Annotated in this window: 17 protein-coding genes, 1 pseudogene and 2 riboswitches; of the genes and pseudogenes, 12 read left to right on the plus strand and 6 right to left on the minus strand. The window is 58.7% G+C overall.

Annotated features, from left to right (window positions below; all coding sequences use genetic code 11):
* The 4 genes from D8779_RS17985 to D8779_RS18000 form a co-directional block, all read right to left on the minus strand.
* The gene (locus tag D8779_RS17985; RefSeq protein ID WP_136665844.1) at positions 1 to 729 is read right to left on the minus strand and encodes an urea amidolyase associated protein UAAP1; all 729 of its coding nucleotides are present in this window, start codon (positions 727 to 729) and stop codon (positions 1 to 3) included.
* 9 nt (positions 730 to 738) lie between these two features.
* Positions 739 to 1,548 carry an ABC transporter ATP-binding protein gene (locus D8779_RS17990; protein WP_136665845.1) on the minus strand — a complete coding sequence of 270 codons (810 nt, stop codon included), beginning with the start codon at positions 1,546 to 1,548 and terminating at the stop codon, positions 739 to 741.
* A complete protein-coding gene (locus D8779_RS17995; protein ID WP_136665846.1) occupies positions 1,545 to 2,360 on the minus strand; it encodes an ABC transporter permease in 816 nt (271 codons plus the stop codon). The genes D8779_RS17990 and D8779_RS17995 overlap by 4 nt, the downstream gene beginning before the upstream one ends.
* An 86-nt stretch (positions 2,361 to 2,446) precedes the next feature.
* Positions 2,447 to 3,514, minus strand: a complete 1,068-nt coding sequence (locus D8779_RS18000) for a putative urea ABC transporter substrate-binding protein (protein ID WP_136665847.1) — start codon at positions 3,512 to 3,514, stop codon at positions 2,447 to 2,449.
* Positions 3,515 to 3,580: 66 nt separating this feature from the next.
* Positions 3,581 to 3,682, minus strand: a riboswitch (guanidine-I (ykkC/yxkD leader).
* Positions 3,683 to 4,310: 628 nt separating this feature from the next.
* Between D8779_RS18000 and bcsR the strand changes: the two are divergent.
* The 10 genes and pseudogenes from bcsR to D8779_RS18045 all read left to right on the plus strand — a co-directional run.
* A pseudogene (gene bcsR / locus D8779_RS21170) lies at positions 4,311 to 4,412 on the plus strand (BcsR/BcsP family cellulose biosynthesis protein); the annotation flags it as partial.
* 204 nt (positions 4,413 to 4,616) lie between these two features.
* The gene (gene bcsQ / locus D8779_RS18005) at positions 4,617 to 5,510 is read left to right on the plus strand and encodes a cellulose biosynthesis protein BcsQ (RefSeq protein WP_205895842.1); all 894 of its coding nucleotides are present in this window, start codon (positions 4,617 to 4,619) and stop codon (positions 5,508 to 5,510) included.
* Positions 5,507 to 7,690, plus strand: a complete 2,184-nt coding sequence (gene bcsA, locus D8779_RS18010) for a UDP-forming cellulose synthase catalytic subunit (protein ID WP_136665848.1) — start codon at positions 5,507 to 5,509, stop codon at positions 7,688 to 7,690. The genes bcsQ and bcsA overlap by 4 nt, the downstream gene beginning before the upstream one ends.
* Positions 7,687 to 9,957 (plus strand): cellulose biosynthesis cyclic di-GMP-binding regulatory protein BcsB, encoded by a 2,271-nt coding sequence (bcsB, locus tag D8779_RS18015; protein ID WP_240789759.1) that lies wholly within the window; start codon positions 7,687 to 7,689, stop codon positions 9,955 to 9,957. Before bcsA ends, bcsB begins: the two co-directional genes overlap by 4 nt.
* Positions 9,958 to 9,965: 8 nt before the next feature.
* Positions 9,966 to 11,147 (plus strand): cellulose synthase complex periplasmic endoglucanase BcsZ, encoded by a 1,182-nt coding sequence (gene bcsZ, locus D8779_RS18020; RefSeq protein ID WP_136665849.1) that lies wholly within the window; start codon positions 9,966 to 9,968, stop codon positions 11,145 to 11,147.
* Complete coding sequence (locus D8779_RS18025; protein WP_136665850.1) at positions 11,126 to 15,091, plus strand: cellulose biosynthesis protein BcsC; 3,966 nt, start codon at positions 11,126 to 11,128, stop codon at positions 15,089 to 15,091. Before bcsZ ends, D8779_RS18025 begins: the two co-directional genes overlap by 22 nt.
* Positions 15,092 to 15,111: 20 nt before the next feature.
* Positions 15,112 to 15,771: an SGNH/GDSL hydrolase family protein gene (locus tag D8779_RS18030; protein WP_136665851.1), complete on the plus strand. Its 660-nt coding sequence runs from the start codon at positions 15,112 to 15,114 to the stop codon at positions 15,769 to 15,771.
* On the plus strand, positions 15,768 to 16,445 hold the full coding sequence (locus D8779_RS18035) for an alginate O-acetyltransferase AlgF (protein WP_405121100.1): 678 nt from the start codon (positions 15,768 to 15,770) through the stop codon (positions 16,443 to 16,445). The genes D8779_RS18030 and D8779_RS18035 overlap by 4 nt, the downstream gene beginning before the upstream one ends.
* A gap of 10 nt (positions 16,446 to 16,455) precedes the next feature.
* A complete protein-coding gene (locus D8779_RS18040; RefSeq protein ID WP_136665853.1) occupies positions 16,456 to 17,871 on the plus strand; it encodes an MBOAT family O-acyltransferase in 1,416 nt (471 codons plus the stop codon).
* An 11-nt stretch (positions 17,872 to 17,882) separates the two neighbouring features.
* Complete coding sequence (locus tag D8779_RS18045; protein ID WP_136665854.1) at positions 17,883 to 19,028, plus strand: alginate O-acetyltransferase AlgX-related protein; 1,146 nt, start codon at positions 17,883 to 17,885, stop codon at positions 19,026 to 19,028.
* Between the two features lie 122 nt (positions 19,029 to 19,150).
* Here the strand turns inward: D8779_RS18045 and D8779_RS18050 are convergent, their stop codons facing one another.
* Entirely contained in the window at positions 19,151 to 20,227 is a 1,077-nt protein-coding gene (locus D8779_RS18050) for a putative urea ABC transporter substrate-binding protein (protein ID WP_136665855.1), read from the minus strand.
* Between the two features lie 55 nt (positions 20,228 to 20,282).
* Positions 20,283 to 20,404: riboswitch (guanidine-I (ykkC/yxkD leader) on the minus strand.
* A 244-nt stretch (positions 20,405 to 20,648) separates the two neighbouring features.
* Here D8779_RS18050 and D8779_RS20570 point away from each other — a divergent pair.
* Together D8779_RS20570 and D8779_RS18055 are read left to right on the plus strand one after the other, a co-directional pair.
* Positions 20,649 to 20,819 carry a hypothetical protein gene (locus D8779_RS20570; RefSeq protein ID WP_167492591.1) on the plus strand — a complete coding sequence of 57 codons (171 nt, stop codon included), beginning with the start codon at positions 20,649 to 20,651 and terminating at the stop codon, positions 20,817 to 20,819.
* Between the two features lie 188 nt (positions 20,820 to 21,007).
* The gene (locus D8779_RS18055; RefSeq protein ID WP_136665856.1) at positions 21,008 to 21,463 is read left to right on the plus strand and encodes a hypothetical protein; all 456 of its coding nucleotides are present in this window, start codon (positions 21,008 to 21,010) and stop codon (positions 21,461 to 21,463) included.
* 18 nt (positions 21,464 to 21,481) lie between these two features.
* On the opposite strand, the gene D8779_RS18060 is transcribed toward D8779_RS18055, so the two are convergent.
* Positions 21,482 to 22,408 carry a LysR family transcriptional regulator gene (locus tag D8779_RS18060; RefSeq protein WP_136665857.1) on the minus strand — a complete coding sequence of 309 codons (927 nt, stop codon included), beginning with the start codon at positions 22,406 to 22,408 and terminating at the stop codon, positions 21,482 to 21,484.
* Between the last annotated feature and the right edge of the window lie 38 nt (positions 22,409 to 22,446).

Consider the following 22,446-nt stretch of genomic DNA (forward strand, 5'->3'; position numbering starts at 1 on the left):
TCACAGGTACTGACGTTCGGTGTTATGAAAACCACGGCCGTTTTCCGGACGTGAAGTTCGGCAAAGCACGCTGATGCCGTCGCTCTCGACTCGGTGCCAGCTCAGTTGCACCGGCTTGGGCGCGTACGCGGGGTTGAGGTCCATCGGGTGTTGCAGCGCGGTCAGCACCACCAGGGTGTCCATCGGTGCGTACAGCTCGATGTAGTCACCGGCCTTGGAGTTGCCGGGCTCGAAGTGGAAGCGGCCGTCGCCATCGACGCTGACCTTGCTGAACAGGTTGAGCGCCATCAGCAGGTCCTGGATGTTCAGGTTCCACTTGCCCATTTCCACCAGCAGGTTGTCCACGCCGCTGCGGAAGAAGCCGTTGCGCAGTTCTTGGTAGCGCCCGGCGCCGTACTTCTCTGCGACTTCGGCGGCGTTGAGTACGCCGCCGAAGCTGTCATGCCAGCCGCAGGTGTCGGCGGTGATGGCGGCCAGCACCCGGCCCATGTCCGAGTACAGGCAGTGGCCGGCAGTGAGCTTGGCGGTGTGTTGGCATTTGAGGGTGTCGGGCAGGTTCAGCCGTTCGCTTTTTTCGGCGGCGCTGAGCAGCAGCAGGCTGACGTTGGCGCCGCCTTCGAGGTCGGTGATGCGCAGCAGTTGGCCGCGTTTAAGGACGAAGGAGGTGTGGCCGCCGCCGGGTACGAGTTCTTCATACAGGCTGGGGCGCAGGCTCAGGGATGTGGTCATGGTTATTCCTTACAGGGCCGGTTGCACGGTGCCGGTGACATGCGCCGGCAACGCCTCGACAGCGGCGCGGGTGGCGCGGCGGTCGCTGTTCAGGGGGATGTCGTAGGTGATGCGCGCGCCGAAAGCGTTGGGGGCGTGCGGATCAATCCGGATTTTGTCGAACACCAACAGACGGGTGCCGAGGCTGAAGCCTTCGCTCAAATCGTGGGTGACCATAAAGACGGTCAGCTTGGTTTCGCGCCACCGCTCTAGCAGCAGGACGTGCATGTCTTTGCGGATACCCGGATCAAGGGCGCCGAAGGGCTCGTCGAGCAGCAGCACGCGCGGCTTCATGATCAGCGCCTGGGCGATGGCCAAGCGCTGCTGCATGCCGCCGGAGAGCTGGCTGGGGTATTTGTCGAGGGCGTGGCCGAGGCCGACCTTATTGAGGATGACTTCAGCTTGCGCGCGGGCGTCGCGTTTGGCAGCGCCGAACAGTCGGCCGAGCAGTGGCGAGCGCGGCAGTTCCAGGCCGATGGCGACGTTGTCCAGCACGCTCAGGTGCGGGAACACCGAGTAGCGCTGGAATACCACGCCACGGCTGCTATCGGGTTCGGCGGCCAGCGGCTGACCAGCGAGAAGAATTTCGCCACGGCTGGCGCGTTCCTGGCCCAGCAGCAGGCGCAGAAAGGTTGACTTGCCGCAGCCGGAAGCGCCGACCAGGGTGCAGAACTCGCCTTCATTAATAGTCAGGTTGAGGCGCTCCAACACCACTTGGTCGCCGTACTGCTGCCAGACGTTTTTCACCTCGATAAAGGTGCTGCTTTTTAGCGTGCTCATACCTTGCTCCCTTCAAACCAGGGGAAGGCCAGTTGAGTCAGGCGGCGCAAACCCAGATCCATCAGCCAGGCGAGCAGGGTGATCCATGCGACGTAAGGCAGGATCACGTCCATCGCCATATAGCGGCGCACGAGGAAGATGCGGTAGCCGAGGCCATCGGTGGAGGCGATTGCTTCGGCGGCAATCAGGAATAGCCAGGCCGAGCCGAGCACCAAGCGCAGGGCGATCAGCAGGCGCGGCAGCAGTTGCGGCAGCACCACGCGCAGGATCAGTGTCCAGGTGCTGGCGCCGAGGGTTTGTGCCTTGATCAGAATCTCGGTGGGGATCTCGCGGGCACGTTGTTCCAGATCGCGGGCCAAAACCGGGGTGATGCCGATCACGATCAGCATCACCTTGGACAGCTCGCCCAGACCGAAGACGATAAACAGAATCGGCAGTATCGCCAGCGGTGGCACCATCGACAGCACCGTCAGCAGCGGTGAGAGCGGCGCGCTGAACAGCGGCAAAATCCCAGCGGCGATGCCCAGGCACAGTCCAACCAATGCAGCGATGCCGATGCCCATGCCAAGGCGCTTGAGGCTGGAGGCGCTGTCCTCCCAGAACAGGTACTTGCCGCTGCGTTTGTCTTCGGTGAAGGCCAAGCGGTCGATTGCGCTGGCCATCTGTGTCGCGCTGGGCAGCAGCTTGTCGTTGGGGTTTTCCGCCAGGCGTGCCGTGGAGCCTGCGAAATAGGCAAACAGCAGCAGGGCAAAAGGCAGCAGAACCAGCAGCAAGCGGCCGCTGCGATCCGGGTGTCGGTTGATCAGGCGCATGGCAGTTTCTCGTCAGGAGTGAAATGTGGGAGCGGCTTTAGCCGCGATCGCGGTTGAAACCGCTCCCACAGATGCAACGCATGCCCTTACAGCTTTCCGTCAGCCGCCATCTGCATATAGCTCGGGTCAAACCGCAGCTTGAGGTTGCTTTGCTCGCCCGTGTTTACGCCCTTGGCGAAGCTCATACCGATGGCGTTGGCACTCTGTGCACCTTCGCCGAGCAGGCCGTGGCTGAAGGAGAATTCGGCAACTTTGGTCATGGTGGCGGGCAGTTTCGGGCTGGTGGCGAAGGCCACGGCATCCTTGGCCGAGTAGAACATCTTGGTCACGGCCAACTGCGCTTCGTAGCCAGCCAGGTCAGTGCCAGAAGCCTTGGCCATGTGTTCACGGGCGGCCTTACCGGCTGGAGTGTTGGCGCTCATGGTCGCCATGATTTCGTACCAAGCGCCGGTGAGGGCCTTGCCGAGGGCCGGGTTGTCCTTGAGGGTGTCGCTGTTGACTACCATCAGGTCGATGATTTCACCGGGGATCTGGCTGGAGTCGAATACTTTGGTCACCCCTGGCGTGGCTTCAATTTCGGCCAGCAGTGGGTTCCAGGTGGTCACGGCAGTCACGTCGTCGGTGCTGAAGGCGGCGACCAGGTCGGCGTCAGAGGTGTTGACCACGGTCAGGTCTCTTTCGCTGAGACCGGCTTTTTCCAAGCCACGGGCCAGCAGGTAGTGGGAAACCGACAGTTCGACCAGATTGACGTTTTGGCCCTTGAGGTCCCCGAGAGTCTTCTTCTCGCCCTTGAGCACAACGCCGTCGTTGCCGTTGGAGAAGTCACCGATGATCAGCGCGGTACTGTCGATGCCGCCGGCGGCTGGAATGGTCAGGGCGTCCATATTGGTCATGCTGCAACCGTCGAACTGGCCTGCGCTGTATTGGTTGATCGACTCGACGTAGTCGTTGATTTGCACCACATCGATGTTGATGTCGTATTTCTTCGCCCATTTATCGACTATGCCGGAGGCCTCGCCATATTCCCAAGGCATCCAGCCGGCGTAGATGGTCCAGCAAACGCTGAAATCGCTTTTCGGTGCGGCGTGGCTATTAAGGCTGATAGCGGCGGCAAGGCCGGCGGCGAGCACTGAACACAGACGGGTCTTACGCATGGTGGAACCTCCAGTTCGAAATGGGCGGGCAGGAGTGCGCGGCGGTTTCCCCACGAGTGGGGCGCGTTCTCCCGGGCTTTTATCCCGCCGTGTAACCTCGAAGGAGGTCGCCAACTCTCGGACCAGTCATCTGTTGATCAGCAGATCGGAACCCTAGTCAGCTATTGCAAATTGTGGTGCCGCGATCCCGCCCTAGCGGGTTATTCCTGCACAGGGTAGGTATTGCGAACATCGTGCCATTTCGTATGAGCCCTCTAGCACAAGGGTTTTGCAGCAATCAGGTCAGAGTTGTGCGCCTTGGCGGTGCATTGCTGTGCGTGCGTGCTGTATTGCGGGGCACGCTTGCGCTTGCGTGCGGCGCTCAATGAGTAAGTGCTCAACCTAAGGTCGACTGAATGTGGGCTTGAGGAAGCGCGCTGGCATTTTCAGCTTGGGTAACGAGTAAGTTGCTCAACGGCTTATATGTGCATTAAGCAAATCATGCCGAGCAAACAGCTGAGCCATCAATCGCGTTTATCGCCACCGTTGGTCGCTGTGCTTAGGGTTGAGCGTTGTGGCGTTTTTCGTACGTTTGCTCCCACAGGGCTGGTCTGAATGATGCATTCGGCTCGCAGCGGCGTTGGGGAAATCATGGAATAGATGTCAGGCCATTAAGTGGCACCTTGACATCATCTCCTTAGTACGCTGTAGAATTGACGTAATTGCAAAGTACTATAAGGAGCGTTTGTTTTTTGACGCCAGAGAGTTGTTCTCTGTATGGAATTGCTGCCCTTACCCTTAAAGACAGTGCATAAGTATGAGTTTATCGAGCGATATTTCTAGTTTGTTTAAGCAGTTCGGTGGCCGGCCGGACCAATACCAAGAAATTAGCAAGGCAGATACCCAGCATGCGTCTCTTGAACGCTGGCCAAGTATTGCCCGGGCGGAAAACTCCTCGCGTGCGATTGCTGAGGAAAAAGCGCCTGAACTGTTTTCATCGCGTGGCTCCGTACCGCTGGCTGAAGCAGTTGCTGCGCCTGTTATCGCAGCGTCTGAGCCGCCTGTTGCAGTCGCGGTAGAGCCTGTCAAAGCGGCACTGCCAACTGCTCGTTCGGGTGAAAGCTTGCAAAGCCTTCTCGCGAAACTGGCCGAGGAGGGGCGTAACAATGCTGCTGTCGATGACGTGGTCGCGCCGTTACAGATGAGAGCTCGACCGCAGCTGTCTCAGATTAAAATCATCGCGGTGGTTTCGGCTAAAGGTGGTGTTGGCAAAAGCACCATGGCTGCCAACCTGGCGGCTGCTCTGCATAATGAAGGGCGCCCTGTACTGGCCGTTGATCTTGATCCGCAAAATGCTCTGCACCACCATTTTGAGGTGGCTGCTGGGCAGGAGTGTGACGCTGTAAGTGAGGGTATTGCTCATCCAGATCAAGACTGGAAGGCAATCGGCATCTCAAGCAGTACTGGGGTGTTGGTGTTGCCTCACGGGGGTGTGGACGAAGATCAGCGGCGTGCATTCGAGTTGCAGCTGGCCAATGATCCGCAATGGTTGGCGCATAAGTTGAGTGACTTGCAGCTGGTGGAGGGAGCCATTGTCGTGATCGACACGCCGCCAGGCCCCTCGTTGTATTTGCAGCAAGCCTTGGCCGTGGCCAATATCGCGTTGGTGGTCAGCTTGTCCGATGCGGCTTCCTATACAGCGCTGCCGCTGATTGAAGGTTTAATCAAAACCTATGCCGCTAAGCGTCATGACTTTATAGGCCCTGCTTACCTGATTAATCAGTTCGACAGCTCACTGCAGCTGAGTAAAGACATTACCCAGATCATGTTGGCTCAATTAGGTAAACAGGTTATTGGGGTGGTGCACCGTGATCAGTCGATTTCTGAAGCGCTGGCGTACAACCGCAATGTCATGGAGTACAGCCCCAATGGGCGCGGTTGTTTTGATGTAATGAACTGCGCCAAAACCTTGTTGGGTCGATTGGCCGCTGATACACGAATCGAGCAGCCTGCATGACGCCAGCCTCCAATGAAGACGGTGCCCTTGCGCCGTCTTCTGGAATAAGTAAGTTCCTTACAAATAGTAAGTGCCAGGCATTCTTGATGCTCCTGGCTTTTTGTTTGTTAGGTGTTGTGATTGCGGCGCCCTTGGGTTTGCAGCAGCAGATGCTGTTCTGTGCGGTTTGCCTGGGTGCTGCATTGGTGTTGCGCCGACGGGCTAACCGCTTAGCGGTTCTGGCCATGATCATGCTCTCGGTCATTGCCTCTTTGCGTTACATGTACTGGCGACTTACGTCTTCGCTGGGCTTCGAGAACCCCCTGGACATGCTGTTTGGTTATGGCCTGGTCCTGGCCGAGCTGTATGCCTTGTTGGTGCTACTGCTGGGCTATGTGCAGACAGCCTGGCCGTTGCAGCGCAAGCCCCATCCTTTGCCTCGTGATAGCGGTTTGTGGCCCAGCGTGGATGTGTATATCCCGACATACAACGAGCCGCTGGATATCATCAAGTTGACCGCCTTCGCCGCTCAGGCGATTGATTGGCCGAGGGATAAACTTAATGTTTACGTTCTTGATGATGGGCGACGTGATGAGTTTCGTCTGTTCTGCGAGTCGGTCGGGATTGGTTATATCGTTCGGCCAGACAACAACCATGCGAAAGCCGGCAATCTCAACTTCGCGCTGACTCAGACCTCTGGCGAATTCATTGCCATCTTTGATGCTGACCACGTGCCCACGCGCTCGTTCTTGCAGGTCTGCATGGGCTGGTTCCTCAAAGACCCGAAGTTGGTGATGCTGCAGACGCCGCACTTCTTCTTCTCGCCTGACCCGTTCGAAAAAAACCTCGACACCTTTGGTACGGTGCCCAACGAAGGTGAGTTGTTCTATGGCTTGATTCAGGACGGCAACGACCTGTGGAACGCGACGTTCTTCTGCGGTTCCTGCGCTGTTATCAAACGCGGACCCTTGCAAGAAGTGGGTGGCATTGCTGTGGAAACAGTGACTGAAGACGCCCATACCGCACTGAAACTCAACCGTCTGGGATACAACACCGCATACCTGGCGATTCCCCAGGCCGCAGGCTTGGCAACAGAGAGCCTGTCTGGCCATATTGGCCAACGTATTCGCTGGGCCAGGGGCATGGCGCAGATATTTAGAACGGACAATCCGCTGCTCGGCAAAGGGCTCAAACTGGGTCAGCGACTGTGCTACCTGAATGCGATGCTGCACTTCTTCTATGGTTTACCGCGCCTGGTGTTTCTCACTGCGCCTTTGGCGTTTTTAGTATTTGAGGCGCAGATATTCCAAGCGCCTGCCTTGTTGATCATCGCTTATGCCCTGCCACATATGTTGATCGCCAGCGTGACCAACTCGACGATCCAAGGTCGCTTCCGTCATTCATTCTGGAATGAGGTCTACGAGTCCGTGCTGGCCTGGTACATCATGCGTCCGGTATTGCTGGCCATGGTCAACCCCAAGCTGGGTAAGTTCAACGTAACGGCCAAGGGCGGGATAACCGACAAAAGCTACTTCGATTGGAAGATGGCCCGCCCCTATATCGTTGTATTGATTCTGAACGTGATCGGCATGCTGTTCGGTGTGTTCAAGCTGGGCTTTGATCCAGATGCGAGTGTTGCGACCATCCTGATCAATTTGGTTTGGACGGTTTACAACATCATCATCAGTTCTGCATCTGTTGCAGTAGCCAGTGAGGTGCGACAGATTCGTGTCGAGCCGCGGGTATATGCCAAGTTGGCCAGCATGCTTAGCCTGGCCAATGGTAAGACCATCGTGTGCCAGACCAACGACTTCTCCCAAAGTGGTGTAGGGATCAACCTTCCCGAGGGCGTAGAGGTCGCGCAGGGTGAGCAGGTTCTGGTTTCATTGTTCCGCGAGGGTGAGGAAGTTGTCCTCCCGGCCAGTGTGGTGTTCAGTCGTGGTCAGACGTTAGGGCTGACCTACCTTGACCTCAGTTTGCAGCAACAAAGTGACCTGACGCGCATGACCTTTTCCCGAGCCGATATTTGGGCCGCCAACTGGGGCAAGGGCGTTGTTGATACGCCACTTGGCGCGCTGGCGGAGGTCACTGGTATTGGCTGGCGTGGTATGCGTTTGCTTTCCCGGGCCACGTTCAATGAGCTTTCGCGTCGGCGCTTTTCCCTATCCTTTTTCTCCCGCACTACTCCGAGGAACTCATGAGTCAGAAGCGTAATGGAATGCAATTTCTCTGGCTCGCGCTGTCAATCCCGTTGCTGATGTCATCGGCTTGGGCTGAGGAGCCTGCCGACGTAGCCGAAGAGGACGCGTCAGTACTCGAGGACGCTATAGCCGAGTTTGTGCCCACCTACAGCGCCACGCTCAAGCAGCTAGGTGCCAATTACACCATGCACTTGCGTGGCATTGAGGGGAGCGACAGCGTCAGCTTCGACGTGCGTGCCGACCAGGTTGTGACCAAGGCGCGGGTTAATCTGGAATACAGCTACTCGCCGTCGCTGCTCAGCGATCTGTCGCAGATCAACGTCATGGTTAACGATCAGGTGGCGGCTAGCTTACCTGTACCGGCAGAAACAGCAGGCTCGCTGCAGCAGCAGGTCATCGATATTCCGCCGCATTTGGTGACCGAGTTTAACCGCCTGACCCTGCAGCTTATTGGTCATTACACCATGATGTGTGAAGACCCCCAGCACTCCAGCCTGTGGGCCAAGGTCAGCAACACCAGTACGTTGGAGCTGGAAACCACGCCGATCGTGCTGCCAGACGACCTGAGCAGACTACCACTGCCCTTTTTTGATGGGCGAGACTCGCGGGCGCTGGAGCTGCCTTTCGTGTTTGCCAGCACACCGGACAATCTGGCTTTGGAGGCCGCTGGCGCCGTTTCATCCTGGTTTGGTGCGATGGCCAGCTACCGTGGCGCACATTTCCCTGTGGCCCTTGGCCAATTGCCAGAGAAGGGTAATGCCATTGTTCTCATGGTGGGGGCCGCAACGGTTGCTGGAGTCGAGGGCATAGAAGGCGCTCGCCCCAGCCTGACGCTGGTTGCTAACCCTAACGACCCTTATGGCAAGTTGCTGGTGATTGCCGGGCGTGATGGTGAGCAACTCAAGCAAGCGGCACTTGCACTGGTTAGCGGCAGTCATGTCCTGTCAGGGGCGGCGGCGCGCATCGATCGGATAGATAGTCTGCAAAGCCGCAAACCTTATGACGCGCCGAACTGGTTGCCGAGCGACCGGCCAGTGCAGTTGGGTGAGCTTATTGAAGCCAAGCGGCTGAACGTGTCGGGTTATAACCCGGGTACCATCAACCTGCCGATGCGCCTGCCTCCGGATCTATTCAACTGGCGCGAAAAAGGTGTGCCGTTACACCTTAAATACCGCTACACCCCACAGCCGGTCTCGACTAACTCGTCACTGCTTATCAGTGTCGGCGGTAAGTTCATCAAATCCCTGCCTCTGCCATCCCAGGAAAGCCTGAAGGATGATGAGTCACTGATGGCCAAGCTGCAGCAGGATGACAGCTTGCTACGCGAGGCGGAGTTGCTGCTGCCGCTGAACAGCTTGCCATTGCAGTCTGCTCTACAGCTGCGCTTTATGTACGACTACATCAAGCAGGGTGAATGCCGCGACATCATCATCGACAACATGCGCGGCACCATCGAGCCAGATTCCACCTTGGATTTAAGTGGCTATGAGCACTTCATTGCCATGCCTAACCTCGGGGTGTTCCAGAGCAGTGGTTTCCCCTTTACGCGCATGGCAGACCTGGCTGAAACGGCAATTGTGATGCCGGCAGGTGCGGGGGCTGAGGAGTTTTCTTTCTATTTGGATGTGCTTGGCCGCTTCGGCGACTCCACCGGTTTGCCGGCGACGGCGGTGACCGTTACCCAAGGCGATGACGATACACAGCTGAAAGACAGGGACTTGCTGATCTTGGCCGCCGCCGGCAACCAGCCGCTGCTGCAACGTTGGGCTGATCTGCTGCCGGCGAGCCTGAACGGTGAAGCGACCTTCGAACTGTCTGATTTAGTGCACCGTGTACGCTACTGGACCGGCTCAGATACCCGTGCCAATTTGCGCCAGGCGCGCAGCAGTCTGGCTGTCGGGACGGGCGGTGCGGGTGCTTACGTGGCGGGGTTTGAGTCGCCATTGAGCAGTGAGCGCAGCGTGGTTGTGATTGCCGCTGCCAGCCCTGAGAAGTTGATCGATGTCAGCACGGCGCTTCGAGGGGGGGAGGATTACGAGGACTCGCTTCAGGGCAGCCTGGCAGTGGTTAATGGCGGGCGGATAAATAATTTGGTGGCTGAGCAGCAATACTACGTAGGTGAGCTGGGCTTTTTCCGTTACCTGCAATGGCTGCTGGCGCATAACCTCGCCTGGATGCTGCTGTTCACGCTCCTGGCGGTCGCTCTGACCAGTGTGCTGTTCTACTTCATGCTGCGGGCTCGCGCCCGTGCGAGGTTGAACGATTGAACTGGCGCATGCCCCGATACCTGAGCGCGTCTGCCATTGCTCTGCTGACCTTATTTGCCAGTGGCGTGAGTCATGCGGCGTGTCAGGTCGAGTGGCCGCACTGGCAGCGTTTTGCCGAGCGTTGGGTGCAAGCGGATGGCCGTGTTCTGGAATCCAGTATGGAGAAGAACCACAGCACGTCTGAAGGTCAGTCCTACGCCCTGTTCTTCGCGTTGGTTGCCAACGATCAGGCGCGTTTTGACAAAATCTGGAGTTGGAGCCGCGAAAACCTTGCGGGTAACGATCTGCAGAATATCCTGCCGGCCTGGCTGTGGGGGCAGGGCAAAGATGGCAATTGGCAGGTGCAGGATGCCAACTCGGCATCAGATGCTGACCTGTGGTTCGCCTATGCCCTACTTGAGGCCGCAAGGCTGTGGCAAAAGCCTGAGTACGAGACTGATGCGCGGCACCTCTTGGCTCAAATCAAGCAACATGAAGTGGCTGAGTTGCCAGGCTTGGGTGCTGTGTTGTTACCCGGGACGGTCGGGTTTGTGCATCCTGATCATCTCTGGCGCTTGAACCCCAGCTATATGCCCATTCCGCTTCTGCGTCGTCTGGCGCAGTTCGAGCCGCAAGGGCCGTGGCAAGCGATTGCCGAGAGCACGGCGCAGTTGATCGCGCATGCGGGGCCTCGCGGGTTTGCTGCCGACTGGGTCGGTTATCGTGGTGTTTCGGCCAGTAACGGGCTGTTCGTTAGCGATCCGTTCAAGGGCGACATTGGCAGTTACGACGCTATTCGTGTCTACCTTTGGGCTGGGATCACGGCCAGCGCAGACCCGCTGGCTCAGCCCATTCTCGATAGCCTTGGAGGTATGGCCAGTGCCACGGCTTCTACCGGTGTACCCCCTGAGAAGGTGCAAGTTGCCCAAGGCACGACTGAAGGGCATGGCCCTTTCGGCTTCTCTGCAGCGTTGATTCCTTACTTTCAAGCGCGCAGCCAGCCCTGGCTGGCTGAGCTACAACACAAACGCGCAGTCGGCGGACTCGAGTTGGCGCTCAAGGGCGTTCAAACGCAGAGCCTGCCGCCGATTTATTACGACTATATGCTTAGCCTCTTCGGTCTCGGTTGGGCGCAAAAGCGCTACCTATTCGAGGTGGACGGTCGGGTGAAACTGTTTTGGGAGTCTGCATGTTCCGCCACACAGCACTGACCTTAGGTCTATGGGCCGCCGTTATTCCGGGCATTTGTCTGGCTAAAGCCAGCGATGCAGAGACGCTGTTGATTGAGCAGGGTTTCTTCTGGCAGGCCGAGGACAAGCCCAAGCGCGCCGCCGAGTCATGGGAAAAAGTGCTGCTGCTGGATGCCAGCCAGCCGGATGCCCTGTATGGCTTGGGGATTATCGCCGTAGAGGGTGCACAGCTGCCCCGTGCTCAAGAATACTTGAAGCGCTTGCAGGCCCTTGAGCCGTTGCCGCGACAGGCGTTGCAACTGGAGCAGGATATTCGGCTCGTCGCCCCTGCTAACGCGCAATTGTTAGAGCAGGCGCGGTTGCTGGTGGATAACGGTGAGCGCGAGAAGGCCGTTGCCGTCTATCGTCAGGCATTGGCCGGTAAACCTGCGCAAGGGCTGATAGGGCGCGAGTTTTATAACAACCTGGCGTTTACCGAGGGCCACTGGAGTGAGGCGCGCAGCGGTTTTGAGCGGCTTATGCGTGAGCGTCCAGATGATGCCTATGTCGCCCTGTTTTTTGCCAAACACTTGGCGCGGCGCAGTGATACGCGCGCCGAAGGTATTCGCGCGTTGGCCGAATTGGCTAAACGTGAAGACATCGGCGGTGATGCCGATGAAACCTGGCGCCTGGCCCTGACCTGGATGGGCGCTCCGAACAAGGCCCAAGCCCCGCTGTTCGAGACCTTTATCAAACGCCACCCAGACGACACGGAAATCCGTGATTTGCTGGCTAAAGGACGGGCCAAGCCTGAAGCGGCTGCTGCCGTTGCGTGGCAGCAGGACCCTGGCCTGGCCCGCGGCTTGAAAGCGCTGGAAGCGGGTGACCAGGCCACTGCCGAGCGTGAGTTTACTGCCCGTTTAAAAACCCACCCCAACGACGCTGATGCATTGGGCGGTTTGGGTGTTTTGCGCCAACAACAGAACAAGTTGGACGACGCCGAGGTGCTGCTCACCCGTGCCACTCGGCAGAAGGGCGGTAAGTCTTGGCAAGGCGCGCTCAATGATGTGCGTTATTGGTCACTGTTAAAGCGAGCGGCCGATAACCGTGCCAAGGGCGATGCTAAGCAGGCGCGCAGTCAGCTGGACCAAGCGATTCGGTTGAAGCCTAAAGATCTCGAGGGGCAGCTTGCCCTGGCCGACTTGCAGGCCAGCGAAGGTCAATATGCACCCGCAGAGGCGGGTTATAAGCGCTTGTTGAAACAGTTTCCCGATAACCAGCAAGCCCGGCGTGGGCTGATTGCCGTACTCGGTCAAACGGGTAAGAACGATGAGGCCCTGCGTTTGATTGAGAGCCTGCCCAAGAACGAGCAGGGGAAAATTGAAGGGTTGGGGCGTATCCGCGCCGAGCAAGCCATGCAGCGTGCCAAGCTGGCCGAGCAGCGGGGTGATCGTGAGGGCATGCGTGCGGCCTTGGAAGACGCCCTGCGCAGTGATCCGAATGACGCGTGGGCACGATTTGCCTTGGCGCGGGTGTATGTCTCCATGGGCGCGGTCAATGAGGCGCGTAGCCTGGTTGATGGCCTGCTGGTGTCACAACCGAATAACCCAGATGCGCTCTACACCAGCGCCTTACTCTCAGTTCAGTTAGACGATTTGCCCAAAGCGCAGGCTTCGCTCGCGCTGATTCCGCGCAGCGCCCGCAATGCGGATATCAACCGCTTGGTGCGTGACGTCGATTTCAACCTGCAAATGCAGCAAATCCAGGCGCTTTCGGCCAGCGGTCGGCGCCAAGAAGCGCGTGTCTTCCTCAATCGTATTGAGCCGCTGGCCGAAGGGCAGCCGGGACGCCAGGAGAGTATCGCTTCGGCCTATGCCGAGGCCGGTGATCCTCAGCGTGCGATCAGCATAATGCGTGACCTACTGGCTCGCAGCCCACGCCAAGACCCTGGCCTGACGCTGCGTTATGCCGGTGTGTTGTTACAAGCTGATCAGGATGTGGAAGCCAGTTCGATTTTGCGCAACATGCAGGGTCAGCTGCTTGATGTTGAGCAGCGCAAGCAATACGACGATGTCTTGTTCCTTTACCGCGTTCGTCAGGCTGAGCAGTTGCGTGAGCGCGGTGATTTAGTCACGGCTTACGATACGCTGGCACCGGCCTTGGCTGAGCGACCACAAAGCAGCCTGGCCGTATCGGCATTGGCGCGCATGTATGCAGCCAGTGGCGAGCCCGGCAAAGCCTTGGAGTTGTATAAGCCACTGGTCAAGCGCGAGCCAGAAAATGCTCAGTTGTGGATTGGCGCAGCCGACATGGCCGCTCAGGTGCATGAGCGTGATTATGCCGAGGATGCTTTGGAACGTGCCCTGGTGCTGGCGCCTGCTGACCCGGACGTACTCACCACCGCGGCACGCATCTATCGCTTCCAAGGTCGTACGGGTAAAGCTGCCGAGCTGTTGAAAAAGGTTGTAGCGCAGGAAAAACGTCAGGAAACGGCTGCCTTTGTTGCCTCTACGCCGGCCCCTGAGCAGTCCAGTAACCCCTTTGCTAAGTCCACAAAGAATCAACCTAGCCAACTGGCTACGGCAATTCCGCCCGCGGTTCAGAGTTTGCCGTCTGGCCAAGCTGGGCTGTCTAGCCCGTCGCCGTTTGCGCCTGCATCTGCTGCAGTGGCCGTTGATCCGCTGCTGGCGGCGCCGACTTATGCGACGGCCGATCCGTTGCTCAATACGCGTCCTGATCCGGTGGCAGGCTATGGCGTGGCAGTGGCGCCAGCCAGTCAAGACGCTAATCCATTTGCCGTAGAGCAGGCCGGCGTTGACCCCCGTGCGGGGATGAGCCCAGCAGAGCGCGCACTCGATGATGTGTTGCAACAGCGCAGTGGTTTCGTCGCTCATGGGTTGGGTGTACGTGGTAATGACGGTGAGTCCGGTTTGAGCAAGTTGACAGCGTATGAGGCGCCGTCTGAGGTGAATATTCCTATCGGGGATAACCGCCTAGCGCTAAGAGTGACGCCCGTGTATCTCGATGCAGACAGCGCCTCAGGAGAGGCGGCCGACCGCTTTGGTGGTGGGCCTGCTGCAGCTGGGGATGATCCCGGCTCACAGACAGCTGCAGGCGTTGGTCTGGCGCTGGCGTTCGAAAATCCTGCCGAGGGCTTCAAGGCTGACATCGGCACGACACCGCAGGGCTTTCTTTACAGCACTGTGGTCGGCGGTGTGAGCCTGGACCGTGGATTTTCCTCAACGGAACATTTACGTTGGGGCGCGAGCCTGTCACGGCGTCCGGTGACCGATAGCCTGCTGTCCTTCGCGGGTGCTGAAGATGATCGTACCGGGCAGAAATGGGGTGGGGTCACCGCCAATGGTGGGCGGGCCGAGTTGAGCTTTGATAACCGCAAGGTGGGTGCCTATGCCTACGGCGCGTTGAGCCACTTGGAGGGGAACCATGTCGAGTCCAATAACAGCGCTGAGCTGGGTGGCGGCGCGTATTGGTACTTACTCAATAACGAAGACAACCTGCTGACGACCGGCGTCAGTATGACCGCCATGAGTTTTCAAGAGAACTTGGGCTACTACACCTATGGCCATGGCGGCTACTTCAGCCCGAAAACCTTCCTTGCTTTGGGTGTGCCAGTAACGTGGGCTCAGAGGTTCGATAAGGTCACCTACCAGATCAAAGGCTCGGTGGGGGTGCAATACATTGACCAGGCCGACGCGGACTATTTCCCAGGCGATGCGGCACTCCAGGCTGAGGCTGGCGATGCGGTTTACGAAGGCAGCAGTGACCTCGGTTTTGCTTACAGCCTCTATGGCGCGGCTGAGTTTGAAATGGCATCGAATTTCTTCATCGGTAGTTATATGGGGCTGGACAACGCCCAGGATTACAGTCAGTGGTACCGCGGTTTTTATCTGCGTTACATGTTCAAAGGTACGACCCAGCCGCTTGCGCTTCCCGTCAGCCCTTATCGTTCCCCCTATTTGAAATAATTTAGTCAGGAGTAGTACCCATGCCGTCTTCCGCCCTCGCTGGTTTGACCCTTCTTGTTCTGGGTGAGAGCCACATGAGCTTGCAGAACCACCTGACTGAGCCGTTGAATGCGGCCCTGACTCAGAAAGGTGCCATCGTCCACTCTATCGGTGCCTGTGGTGCCAGTGCGGGCGATTGGCTGATCACCAAGAAGGTCGATTGCGGCGCTGAGCTCAAGGGCACAGGCAAACTGCTGATCAAGGGGCGTGAAGCGACCACCACGCCGATCAAGGATTTGATCGCGAAGAACAAGCCGGATGTGGTGGTGCTGGTCATCGGCGACACCATGGCGTCCTATGACAAGCCCGCATTCCCCAAGGCCTGGGCCTGGCAGAGTGTGACTAACCTGACCAAGGCGATCAGCGCCACGGGCACCAAGTGCGTCTGGGTTGGCCCGGCCTGGGGTAAGGAAGGCGGCATGTACAAGAAGAACGATGCGCGCACCCAGCTGATGTCCAAGTTCCTCGCCGCCAACGTGGCGCCTTGCAGCTATATCGACTCGCTGAGCCTGTCCAAGCCTGGCCAGTGGGTGACCACCGATGGTCAGCATTTCACCGTTGCCGGTTACAAGGCGTGGGGTGGTGCGATTGCTGAGGCCATGAGCAAGCTGCCGGCGGACAAGCTCAAGGGTGGCAAATAATGAAAGCAGCTGTGCATGCACTGACCGGCCTGTTGAGCCTGACTGGCCTGGCCGTTGCCCAGGCGGCCGATATTCCTTTGTACCCAACGGGCCCCAGTGAAGACTCTGCGTTCCTGCGCTTCGTCAATGCCAGCGAAAGCCCTTTGCAGCTGACGGCTGCCGGTTCCGGGGCCAGCTTGCGCCTGGAAGGCGAACAGCGCGTCTCGGACTTTCTCACCGTGCCTGCGGATAAATCAGTACAGGGCTCACTGAGCTTGGGCGAACAACAGCATGCGCTGGATGTGAGCGTGGCGCCGGGCGAGTTTGCCAGTGTGGTGGCGATTGCCCAGGCTGATCAGCCATTACAGGTACTGACCGTGCGTGAGCAGCCCGATGACTTCAATGCCTTGAAAGCCTCGCTGGCGTTCTACAGCCTGGATGCGCAATGCGTAGATGCCGGCCTGCAAGTGGCTGGCCGTAGTGTGGATATCTTCAAGGCAGTCGCCACCGGCAGCTTAGAGCGTCGCTCGATCAACCCGCTTAACCTGAGCGTGCAGCTGCGCTGCGCCGGCGCGGCTGTCGGTGAGCCTCTGGCCCTGGGCGATCTGGCGGCTGGGCAGCGCTATACCCTGTTTCTAGTACCGTCGGCACAAGGCCCACGCCTGTTCCAGGCCCTCGATAACCTGGCGAACTGACGTATAGAACATGGTCTTCACCTCGCTCGAGTTCCTGACGCTCTTTCTGCCTCTGGTTCTGTTGATTTATGTGCTGGCGCGCCCACAGTGGCGCAACGGCGTATTGCTGGTCGGCAGCTGGGTGTTCTTCGGCTGGCTCAGCCCGATGTTCATGCTGCTGCATACCGTGCTGACGGTGATTACCTGGGTGGGTGGCCTGCTGATCGACCGTGCCCCACTTGGCTCGAAGAGCCGTGTGCGTTGGTTGGCCGGCATGATTGTGCTCAACGTCCTGGTTCTGTGCTGGTACAAGTACGCCAACATACTCGCTGCGACCCTCAATGAGGTGTTGATGTCTCAGGGGGCAATGCCGCTGGAGTGGCAGCGTGTGGCACTGCCGGCGGGGCTGTCGTTTATCGTCTTGCAGGCTATTTCCTACTTGGTCGATGTGCATCGTCGCACCGTCAAGGTCGAGCGCAGCTTTATCGACTACGCCACCTATCTGCTGATGTTTGGTCAGTCCATCGCCGGGCCGATCATTCGTTACAGCTGGGTCAGTGAAGAGCTTTCCAATCGAGGCCTGAGCTGGCGTAACTTCAGTATGGGTGCGCGGCGTTTCATGATCGGCATGAGCATGAAGGTGCTGGTGGCCGACAGCCTGTCGCCCTTGGTCGATGTGGCCTTTGCGCTGCCAGAGCCGAGCTTTGTCGATGCCTGGATTGGTTGCCTGGCGTATTCGCTGCAGCTGTTCTTCGACTTCGCCGGCTACAGCGCCATGGCCATCGGTATTGGCCTGATGTTGGGGTTCCATTTTCCGGAAAACTTCAACCGGCCGTACCTGGCGCGCAGCATTCAAGATTTCTGGCGGCGCTGGCACTTGTCGTTGTCCAGCTGGATACGTGACTACCTGTACATTCCCTTTGGCGGCAATCGTGGCAGCCAGTGGATGATCTACCGCAATCTGTTCCTGACCATGGCCATTGCCGGCTTGTGGCACGGTGGTGACAGCTGGAACTTCCTGCTCTGGGGCGCGGCCCACGGCGTGGCCTTGTGTGTGGCGCGGCTCTGGACCGGCGTCGGCCGATTTGGCATACCCCGGGTGATGTCGCACGTTGTGACCCTTCTCTTTGTTGCATTGGCCTGGACCTTGTTCCGTGCGCCGGACTTTGCCAGCGCATTGAACATGTACGCCGGCCAGTTCGGTTTGCATGCCTTTGCCTTGGGTGATGCCTTGGCGGCGACCGTGCGCCCGACCCACGCGATAGCCGCTGCCTTGGGTGTGTTCTGCGTGATCGCACCGATCTATCAGCAGCGCTGCGAGGCGCGGTTTGGCCAGAATGCACTGTTTTGTCTGTTGGGGGCGTCATGGCCGGTGCTGGGCTTCTTGTTGTCGTTCGCCTTGATCGCCAGCCGTGAAACGGTGCCCTTTCTGTACTTCCAGTTTTAAGGCCTGATGCCATGACTGACATCCAACACTCATCTGCCGAAGGCCTGACCGCTAAGCTAAGCCCGTTAGCCGGCGTGGTCATGCTGGTGTTCTTGGTCGCAGGTTTGGCGTCTGTGCTGTGGGCCATGTTTGTCAGTGACAAAGTGGCGTTGAAGCCCACGCAAACACCCACGTGGGAGCAGATTTCTGAGGGCGCGGTAACCCACCGCATTGCCAAAGAACTGGCCAATGTGTCCATTGCCGAACGGGCCGCTGACATAGAGCGGGCGGCCAGCTGGTTGCTGATTGGCGACACCGGCAGCCGCGTGCGTCAGGGCTGTAATGGATGGTTGTTTATCGCCGATGAACTGAAAATTCATCCGCAGGCCGATGCGAACTCGGCGGCGAAGGCGCAGAAAGTCATTGAGCTGCGTCAGCAATTGGCTGCCCAGGGCATCGAGTTGTTAGTGGCGTTGGTGCCGGACAAGAGCCGCATCGTGGCCGATCAGCGTTGTGGGATAGCCCGTTCGTCACGCCTGGATGAGCGTGCCCAGCAATGGTTGACGGTGGTACAAGCCGCCGGTGTGGCAAGCCTGGATTTGGCGCCACAGCTGCAGCCATTGGGCGATGCAGCGTTTCTGCGTACAGACACACACTGGAGCGAGAAGGGCGCCGACATTGCGGCCCAGGCTATTGCTGCGCGGGTTGCCACGCTGGGTGTTGAGGCGGTGCCGGCCACGCAGTTCAGTGCAACGCTCGGCGAGCCGGCGCGGCGTCCCGGTGACCTGGTGCGGTTGGCGGGGCTGGACTGGCTGCCGCTGGCTTTGCAACCGCAACCCGAGACCGTTAGCGTCACGCAATTCCAGGAAGTTGTGGATGAAACCGGCGATGCGTTACTGAGCGAAGATGATCTGTTTGGCGACAGTGAGCTGCCCAATATTGCGGTGATCGGTACATCGTTCTCGCGTAACTCGAATTTCATCGCCTTTCTTGAGCGCGCCTTAAATGCTCGCGTGGGCAACTTTGCCCTGGATGGCGGCGAGTTCTCGGGTGCCGCCAAAGCCTACTTTAAAAGTAGCGCTTTCAAACAGACGCCACCTCGACTGATCGTCTGGGAAATTCCAGAACGGGATCTGCAAAGCCCCTACGTGGACGATATTGTCCTTAACAAGCACTGAGGCGCCGTTGATAAGCCTCAGTGCCTCACAGTAGCTGCGTTGAGCCCACCTCGGGCTAGCTGTGAGCTGTGCGCCCTTGCGGTGCGTAGTTTGGGCGGCGTGCTGCATCGCAGGGCGTTGAATCAGAGTTGTTTTTCCGCCGCCATTTGCATGTAGCTGCCGTCGAAGCGCAGCAGAATGTTATCGGCATTGCCCAGGCTGCGTTCACCACTGAAAGAGATGCCGAGTTTCTCCAGGCCTCTGCCATCGTTGCCGAGTAGCTTCTGTTGGTCAGCGAACTGGGCGACTCGCTGCATCAGCTCGGGCATCTTGTTGGCGCGGGCAAAGGCCAGGGCATAACGCGGCGAGTAGAACGAGCGCAGGGTGTCGAGTTGCTGGCTGAAATCTTCCGATGTGGTACCGGCCGCGCTGGCCATCTTGGCCCGTGCCGCACGCCCAGCATCGGTGGGCATGCCCATCAGCCGCTGGGTTTCGAACCAGGCGCCGGTCAGCGCCTTGCCCAGCTCCGGGTGGGCGGCCAGAACCTTGCTGTTAACCACTGTGAGGTCGACGATCTCGCCGGGAATCAGGTTGGAGCTGAACACCTGGCTGACCTGGGCCTGCTGTTTGATCTTGGCCAGGATAGGATTCCAGGTGATTACCGCATCGCCCTGGCCGGCGAGGAAGGCCTCGGCGATTTGCGTATCGGAAACGTGCTGGATGGTCACATCCTCAGGCTTGAGTAGGGCCCATTCCAGGGCGCGGCTGAGTAGATAGTGCGACACCGAGTTCTCTACCAGTAGCACGGTTTTGCCCTTGAGGTCCTTCAAGGTCAGGCCTGTGCCGCGCAGCAGGATGGCATCGGCGCCGTTGGAGAAGTCGCCGATGATCAGTGCGGTGGAATCTACGCCAACAGCGGCCGGGATGGTCAGCGCATCCATATTGGTCATCGAGCAGGCATCGAACTCACCGGCGCTGTAGCGCTCGATGGAGCCGACGTAATCCGGCACCTCGCTGACTTCGACGCGAATGCCGTATTTGTCAGCCCACTTCTTCACGATGCCTTCATCGGCGGCATAGCCCCAGGGCATCCAGCCGGCGAAGATCGACCAGCACAACTTGAAGGTTTTCGGCTCGGCGCTAGCGCTAGCGGGGGCAGCCAGTATCAGGGCGAACAGGCCGATACAGATACGGCGAATGAGCACAGCAGAAAGATGCATATAAAACCTCGGGGTCAGGAAAAGGCACAGGAAGGCGTGCAGCCGCGCTGCATCGTTCTCCCGGGCTTTTATCCCGCCGTGTAACCCCTGTTCCGCATTGCTGCGTGAGGTCGCCAGCTCTCGGACCAGTCGTTCGCGATCTACTAGTCGCGAACCGGAACCCTAGCCAGCCATTGCAAATTTTCACGCTGCAAACCGCTAGTAAGCCGAGCAGCGACACGCATTCCATTCGTCAGCAACGCATAAGCGAAGACCGTGCCATAACGTCCGGTTTGCCACTTCAGCAAATTTACTGGTTGAACCCGACAATAGCGCTCATATTGATGTTTCAGACGACTCACCTCGATGGGTGAGTGGTCGCAGAAGTAGTAACGGCGGGCAATCATGTCCGTCGCTGTAACAATAAGAAGGTAGGTTTACGATGAAAGCGTTAATCGGTTTGTTGATGGCAGGTTTTCTATTGATTTCGCTGCCAGCCTGCAGCTTGCGGTTGCCGGGCATCGGCGTCGATATCGGCAATGGCGGCGATGGCCACGATGGTGGCGGCCCACCTCATTGCCCCCCCGGCCAGGCCAAGAAGGGTCGCTGCTAAAACGGCTTATGGCAGCGGTCAGGCGGTGCCAGTGTTGCGCAGTGCGGCAGCGTCAGCTGTGAAATGATTTGTCATGAAATATGACCGATTTGTGATCGGTACAGTCGACGCAGCCGTTGTCTATGTACTGGGAGTAATCCCTGGCAGCGACAACGGTCGCTGCCGCACCTGCGGTCGAGGAGGCCGCTATGTCATACAAATCCATGCTGCTGGCGTTGTTGGTTTTGTCTTTAAGCGGTTGTGCGGTCTATGGCGGCGGCAGTGGTTATGGCCACCGTGGTTATGATCGTGGCCATTCGAATACTTATTACCAGGTGCAACGCTACCCGGTGTACGTGGTGCCGCAGCCGCGCTACAAGGCTTACCACCATGACGGGCGCCGCTACGATGAGCACCGTCACCCACCGCGCTATTACGTCCCGGCCCCGCAGCCGCGTCATTACCAGTCGAATCAATACCACAAGCGCCATGATTACCGCGTAGTGCAACCACACGCTGGTTGGGATGGCCGTCGTGATCGCGACCACTCCCGCAACAACTATCACCAGCAGCGCTCACAGCGTCACGATGCACAACGGGGTGGCGAGCGCCGTGATGATGACCGACGCGATGAGCGTAAGGGTTGGGAGCGCCAGCGCAACTGACTGCCATATCTAGGTGCGCTACGAGCCCGACGCGTCCTCTAGCTGACGGCCGAAGAGTTGATCTTCGGCCAGTATCTCTTCCCGCATAACCTGCGCCGCCGGTGACAGACTATGCCCGGCGCGGCTGATTAGGGCGTAGGCCGATTGCTCGGTCAACGCGCCTGCTTCCAGCGGCAATTGGGCTAGGCGGCCGGCGTGGATATCCTCAGCCACCACATCCCAAGGTGCCATGCTCAGCACATCGCTATCGGCCACCAGGGCTTTGAGCACCATAAAGTTGTCGCATTGAATACTCAGTGGCTGCTCGCGGTTACTGAGTGCGCGCAAGTTCTGCTCCACTGTCTGCGGGAGCTGGGTGCCGGCCAGGGGATAATCAAGCAGGTCATGCATGCGCAGCGCCGGTTGCTGCAGTAGCGGATGGTTGGGGCGGCAGAACAGCACGCCGCTGTGGCGTTGCAGTGGCTCGATGCACAATAAAGGGTCGGCGAGCAGCTCACGGCTGTCGGCGACAAACAGTTCCACGGCGTCATCCAGTAGGCTGCTACGCAGCTCCTGCCAATTGCCAATCTGCAGATTGATGCGCACTCGTGGGTAGCGCTGCGCCATACGTCCTAGGGCTCGTGGCACCAGGCGCGCGGCCGGGTAGGGGCCGGCTCCCAGACGCAGTTCACCGGTTTGCAGATTGCCCAGCTGGCTGACGGCGTTCTTTAGTGCGCGGCTACCCGCCAGCAGGCGTTGCGCATGTTCCAATACCAGTTGGCCATGGGTGGTCAGGCTGATACCACGGCTGTGCCGGTCGACCAGGTTACAGTCGAGGCTGGCCTCCAACGCTTGAATGCTGCGGCTCAGTGCGGGTTGACTAAGGTGTATGGCCTCGGCGGCACGCGCGAAATGGCCATGCTCGGCAAGGGCGATGAAGTGACGAAGTTGGCGTAGATCGTTCATGCGTGCTCTGCATCAATGTTTGGTTTGGAATGCATTGG

Origin of the sequence: Pseudomonas leptonychotis, from assembly GCF_004920405.1 — a bacterium.
GTDB lineage: Bacteria > Pseudomonadota > Gammaproteobacteria > Pseudomonadales > Pseudomonadaceae > Aquipseudomonas > Aquipseudomonas leptonychotis.

Excerpts from the sequence above, each read along its gene's own strand:
- bcsA (WP_136665848.1), top strand. The coding sequence starts at position 5,507 with ATGACGCCAGCCTCCAATGAAGACGGTGCCCTTGCGCCGTCTTCTGGA.
- D8779_RS18030 (WP_136665851.1), top strand. The coding sequence starts at position 15,112 with ATGCCGTCTTCCGCCCTCGCTGGTTTGACCCTTCTTGTTCTGGGTGAG.
- D8779_RS18000 (WP_136665847.1), bottom strand. The coding sequence starts at position 3,514 with ATGCGTAAGACCCGTCTGTGTTCAGTGCTCGCCGCCGGCCTTGCCGCC.
- D8779_RS18025 (WP_136665850.1), top strand. The coding sequence starts at position 11,126 with ATGTTCCGCCACACAGCACTGACCTTAGGTCTATGGGCCGCCGTTATT.
- bcsB (WP_240789759.1), top strand. The coding sequence starts at position 7,687 with ATGAGTCAGAAGCGTAATGGAATGCAATTTCTCTGGCTCGCGCTGTCA.
- D8779_RS18050 (WP_136665855.1), bottom strand. The coding sequence starts at position 20,227 with ATGCATCTTTCTGCTGTGCTCATTCGCCGTATCTGTATCGGCCTGTTC.
- bcsZ (WP_136665849.1), top strand. The coding sequence starts at position 9,966 with ATGCCCCGATACCTGAGCGCGTCTGCCATTGCTCTGCTGACCTTATTT.
- D8779_RS18060 (WP_136665857.1), bottom strand. The coding sequence starts at position 22,408 with ATGAACGATCTACGCCAACTTCGTCACTTCATCGCCCTTGCCGAGCAT.
- D8779_RS18055 (WP_136665856.1), top strand. The coding sequence starts at position 21,008 with ATGTCATACAAATCCATGCTGCTGGCGTTGTTGGTTTTGTCTTTAAGC.
- D8779_RS17985 (WP_136665844.1), bottom strand. The coding sequence starts at position 729 with ATGACCACATCCCTGAGCCTGCGCCCCAGCCTGTATGAAGAACTCGTA.
- D8779_RS18045 (WP_136665854.1), top strand. The coding sequence starts at position 17,883 with ATGACTGACATCCAACACTCATCTGCCGAAGGCCTGACCGCTAAGCTA.
- D8779_RS17995 (WP_136665846.1), bottom strand. The coding sequence starts at position 2,360 with ATGCGCCTGATCAACCGACACCCGGATCGCAGCGGCCGCTTGCTGCTG.
- D8779_RS20570 (WP_167492591.1), top strand. The coding sequence starts at position 20,649 with ATGAAAGCGTTAATCGGTTTGTTGATGGCAGGTTTTCTATTGATTTCG.
- D8779_RS18040 (WP_136665853.1), top strand. The coding sequence starts at position 16,456 with ATGGTCTTCACCTCGCTCGAGTTCCTGACGCTCTTTCTGCCTCTGGTT.
- D8779_RS17990 (WP_136665845.1), bottom strand. The coding sequence starts at position 1,548 with ATGAGCACGCTAAAAAGCAGCACCTTTATCGAGGTGAAAAACGTCTGG.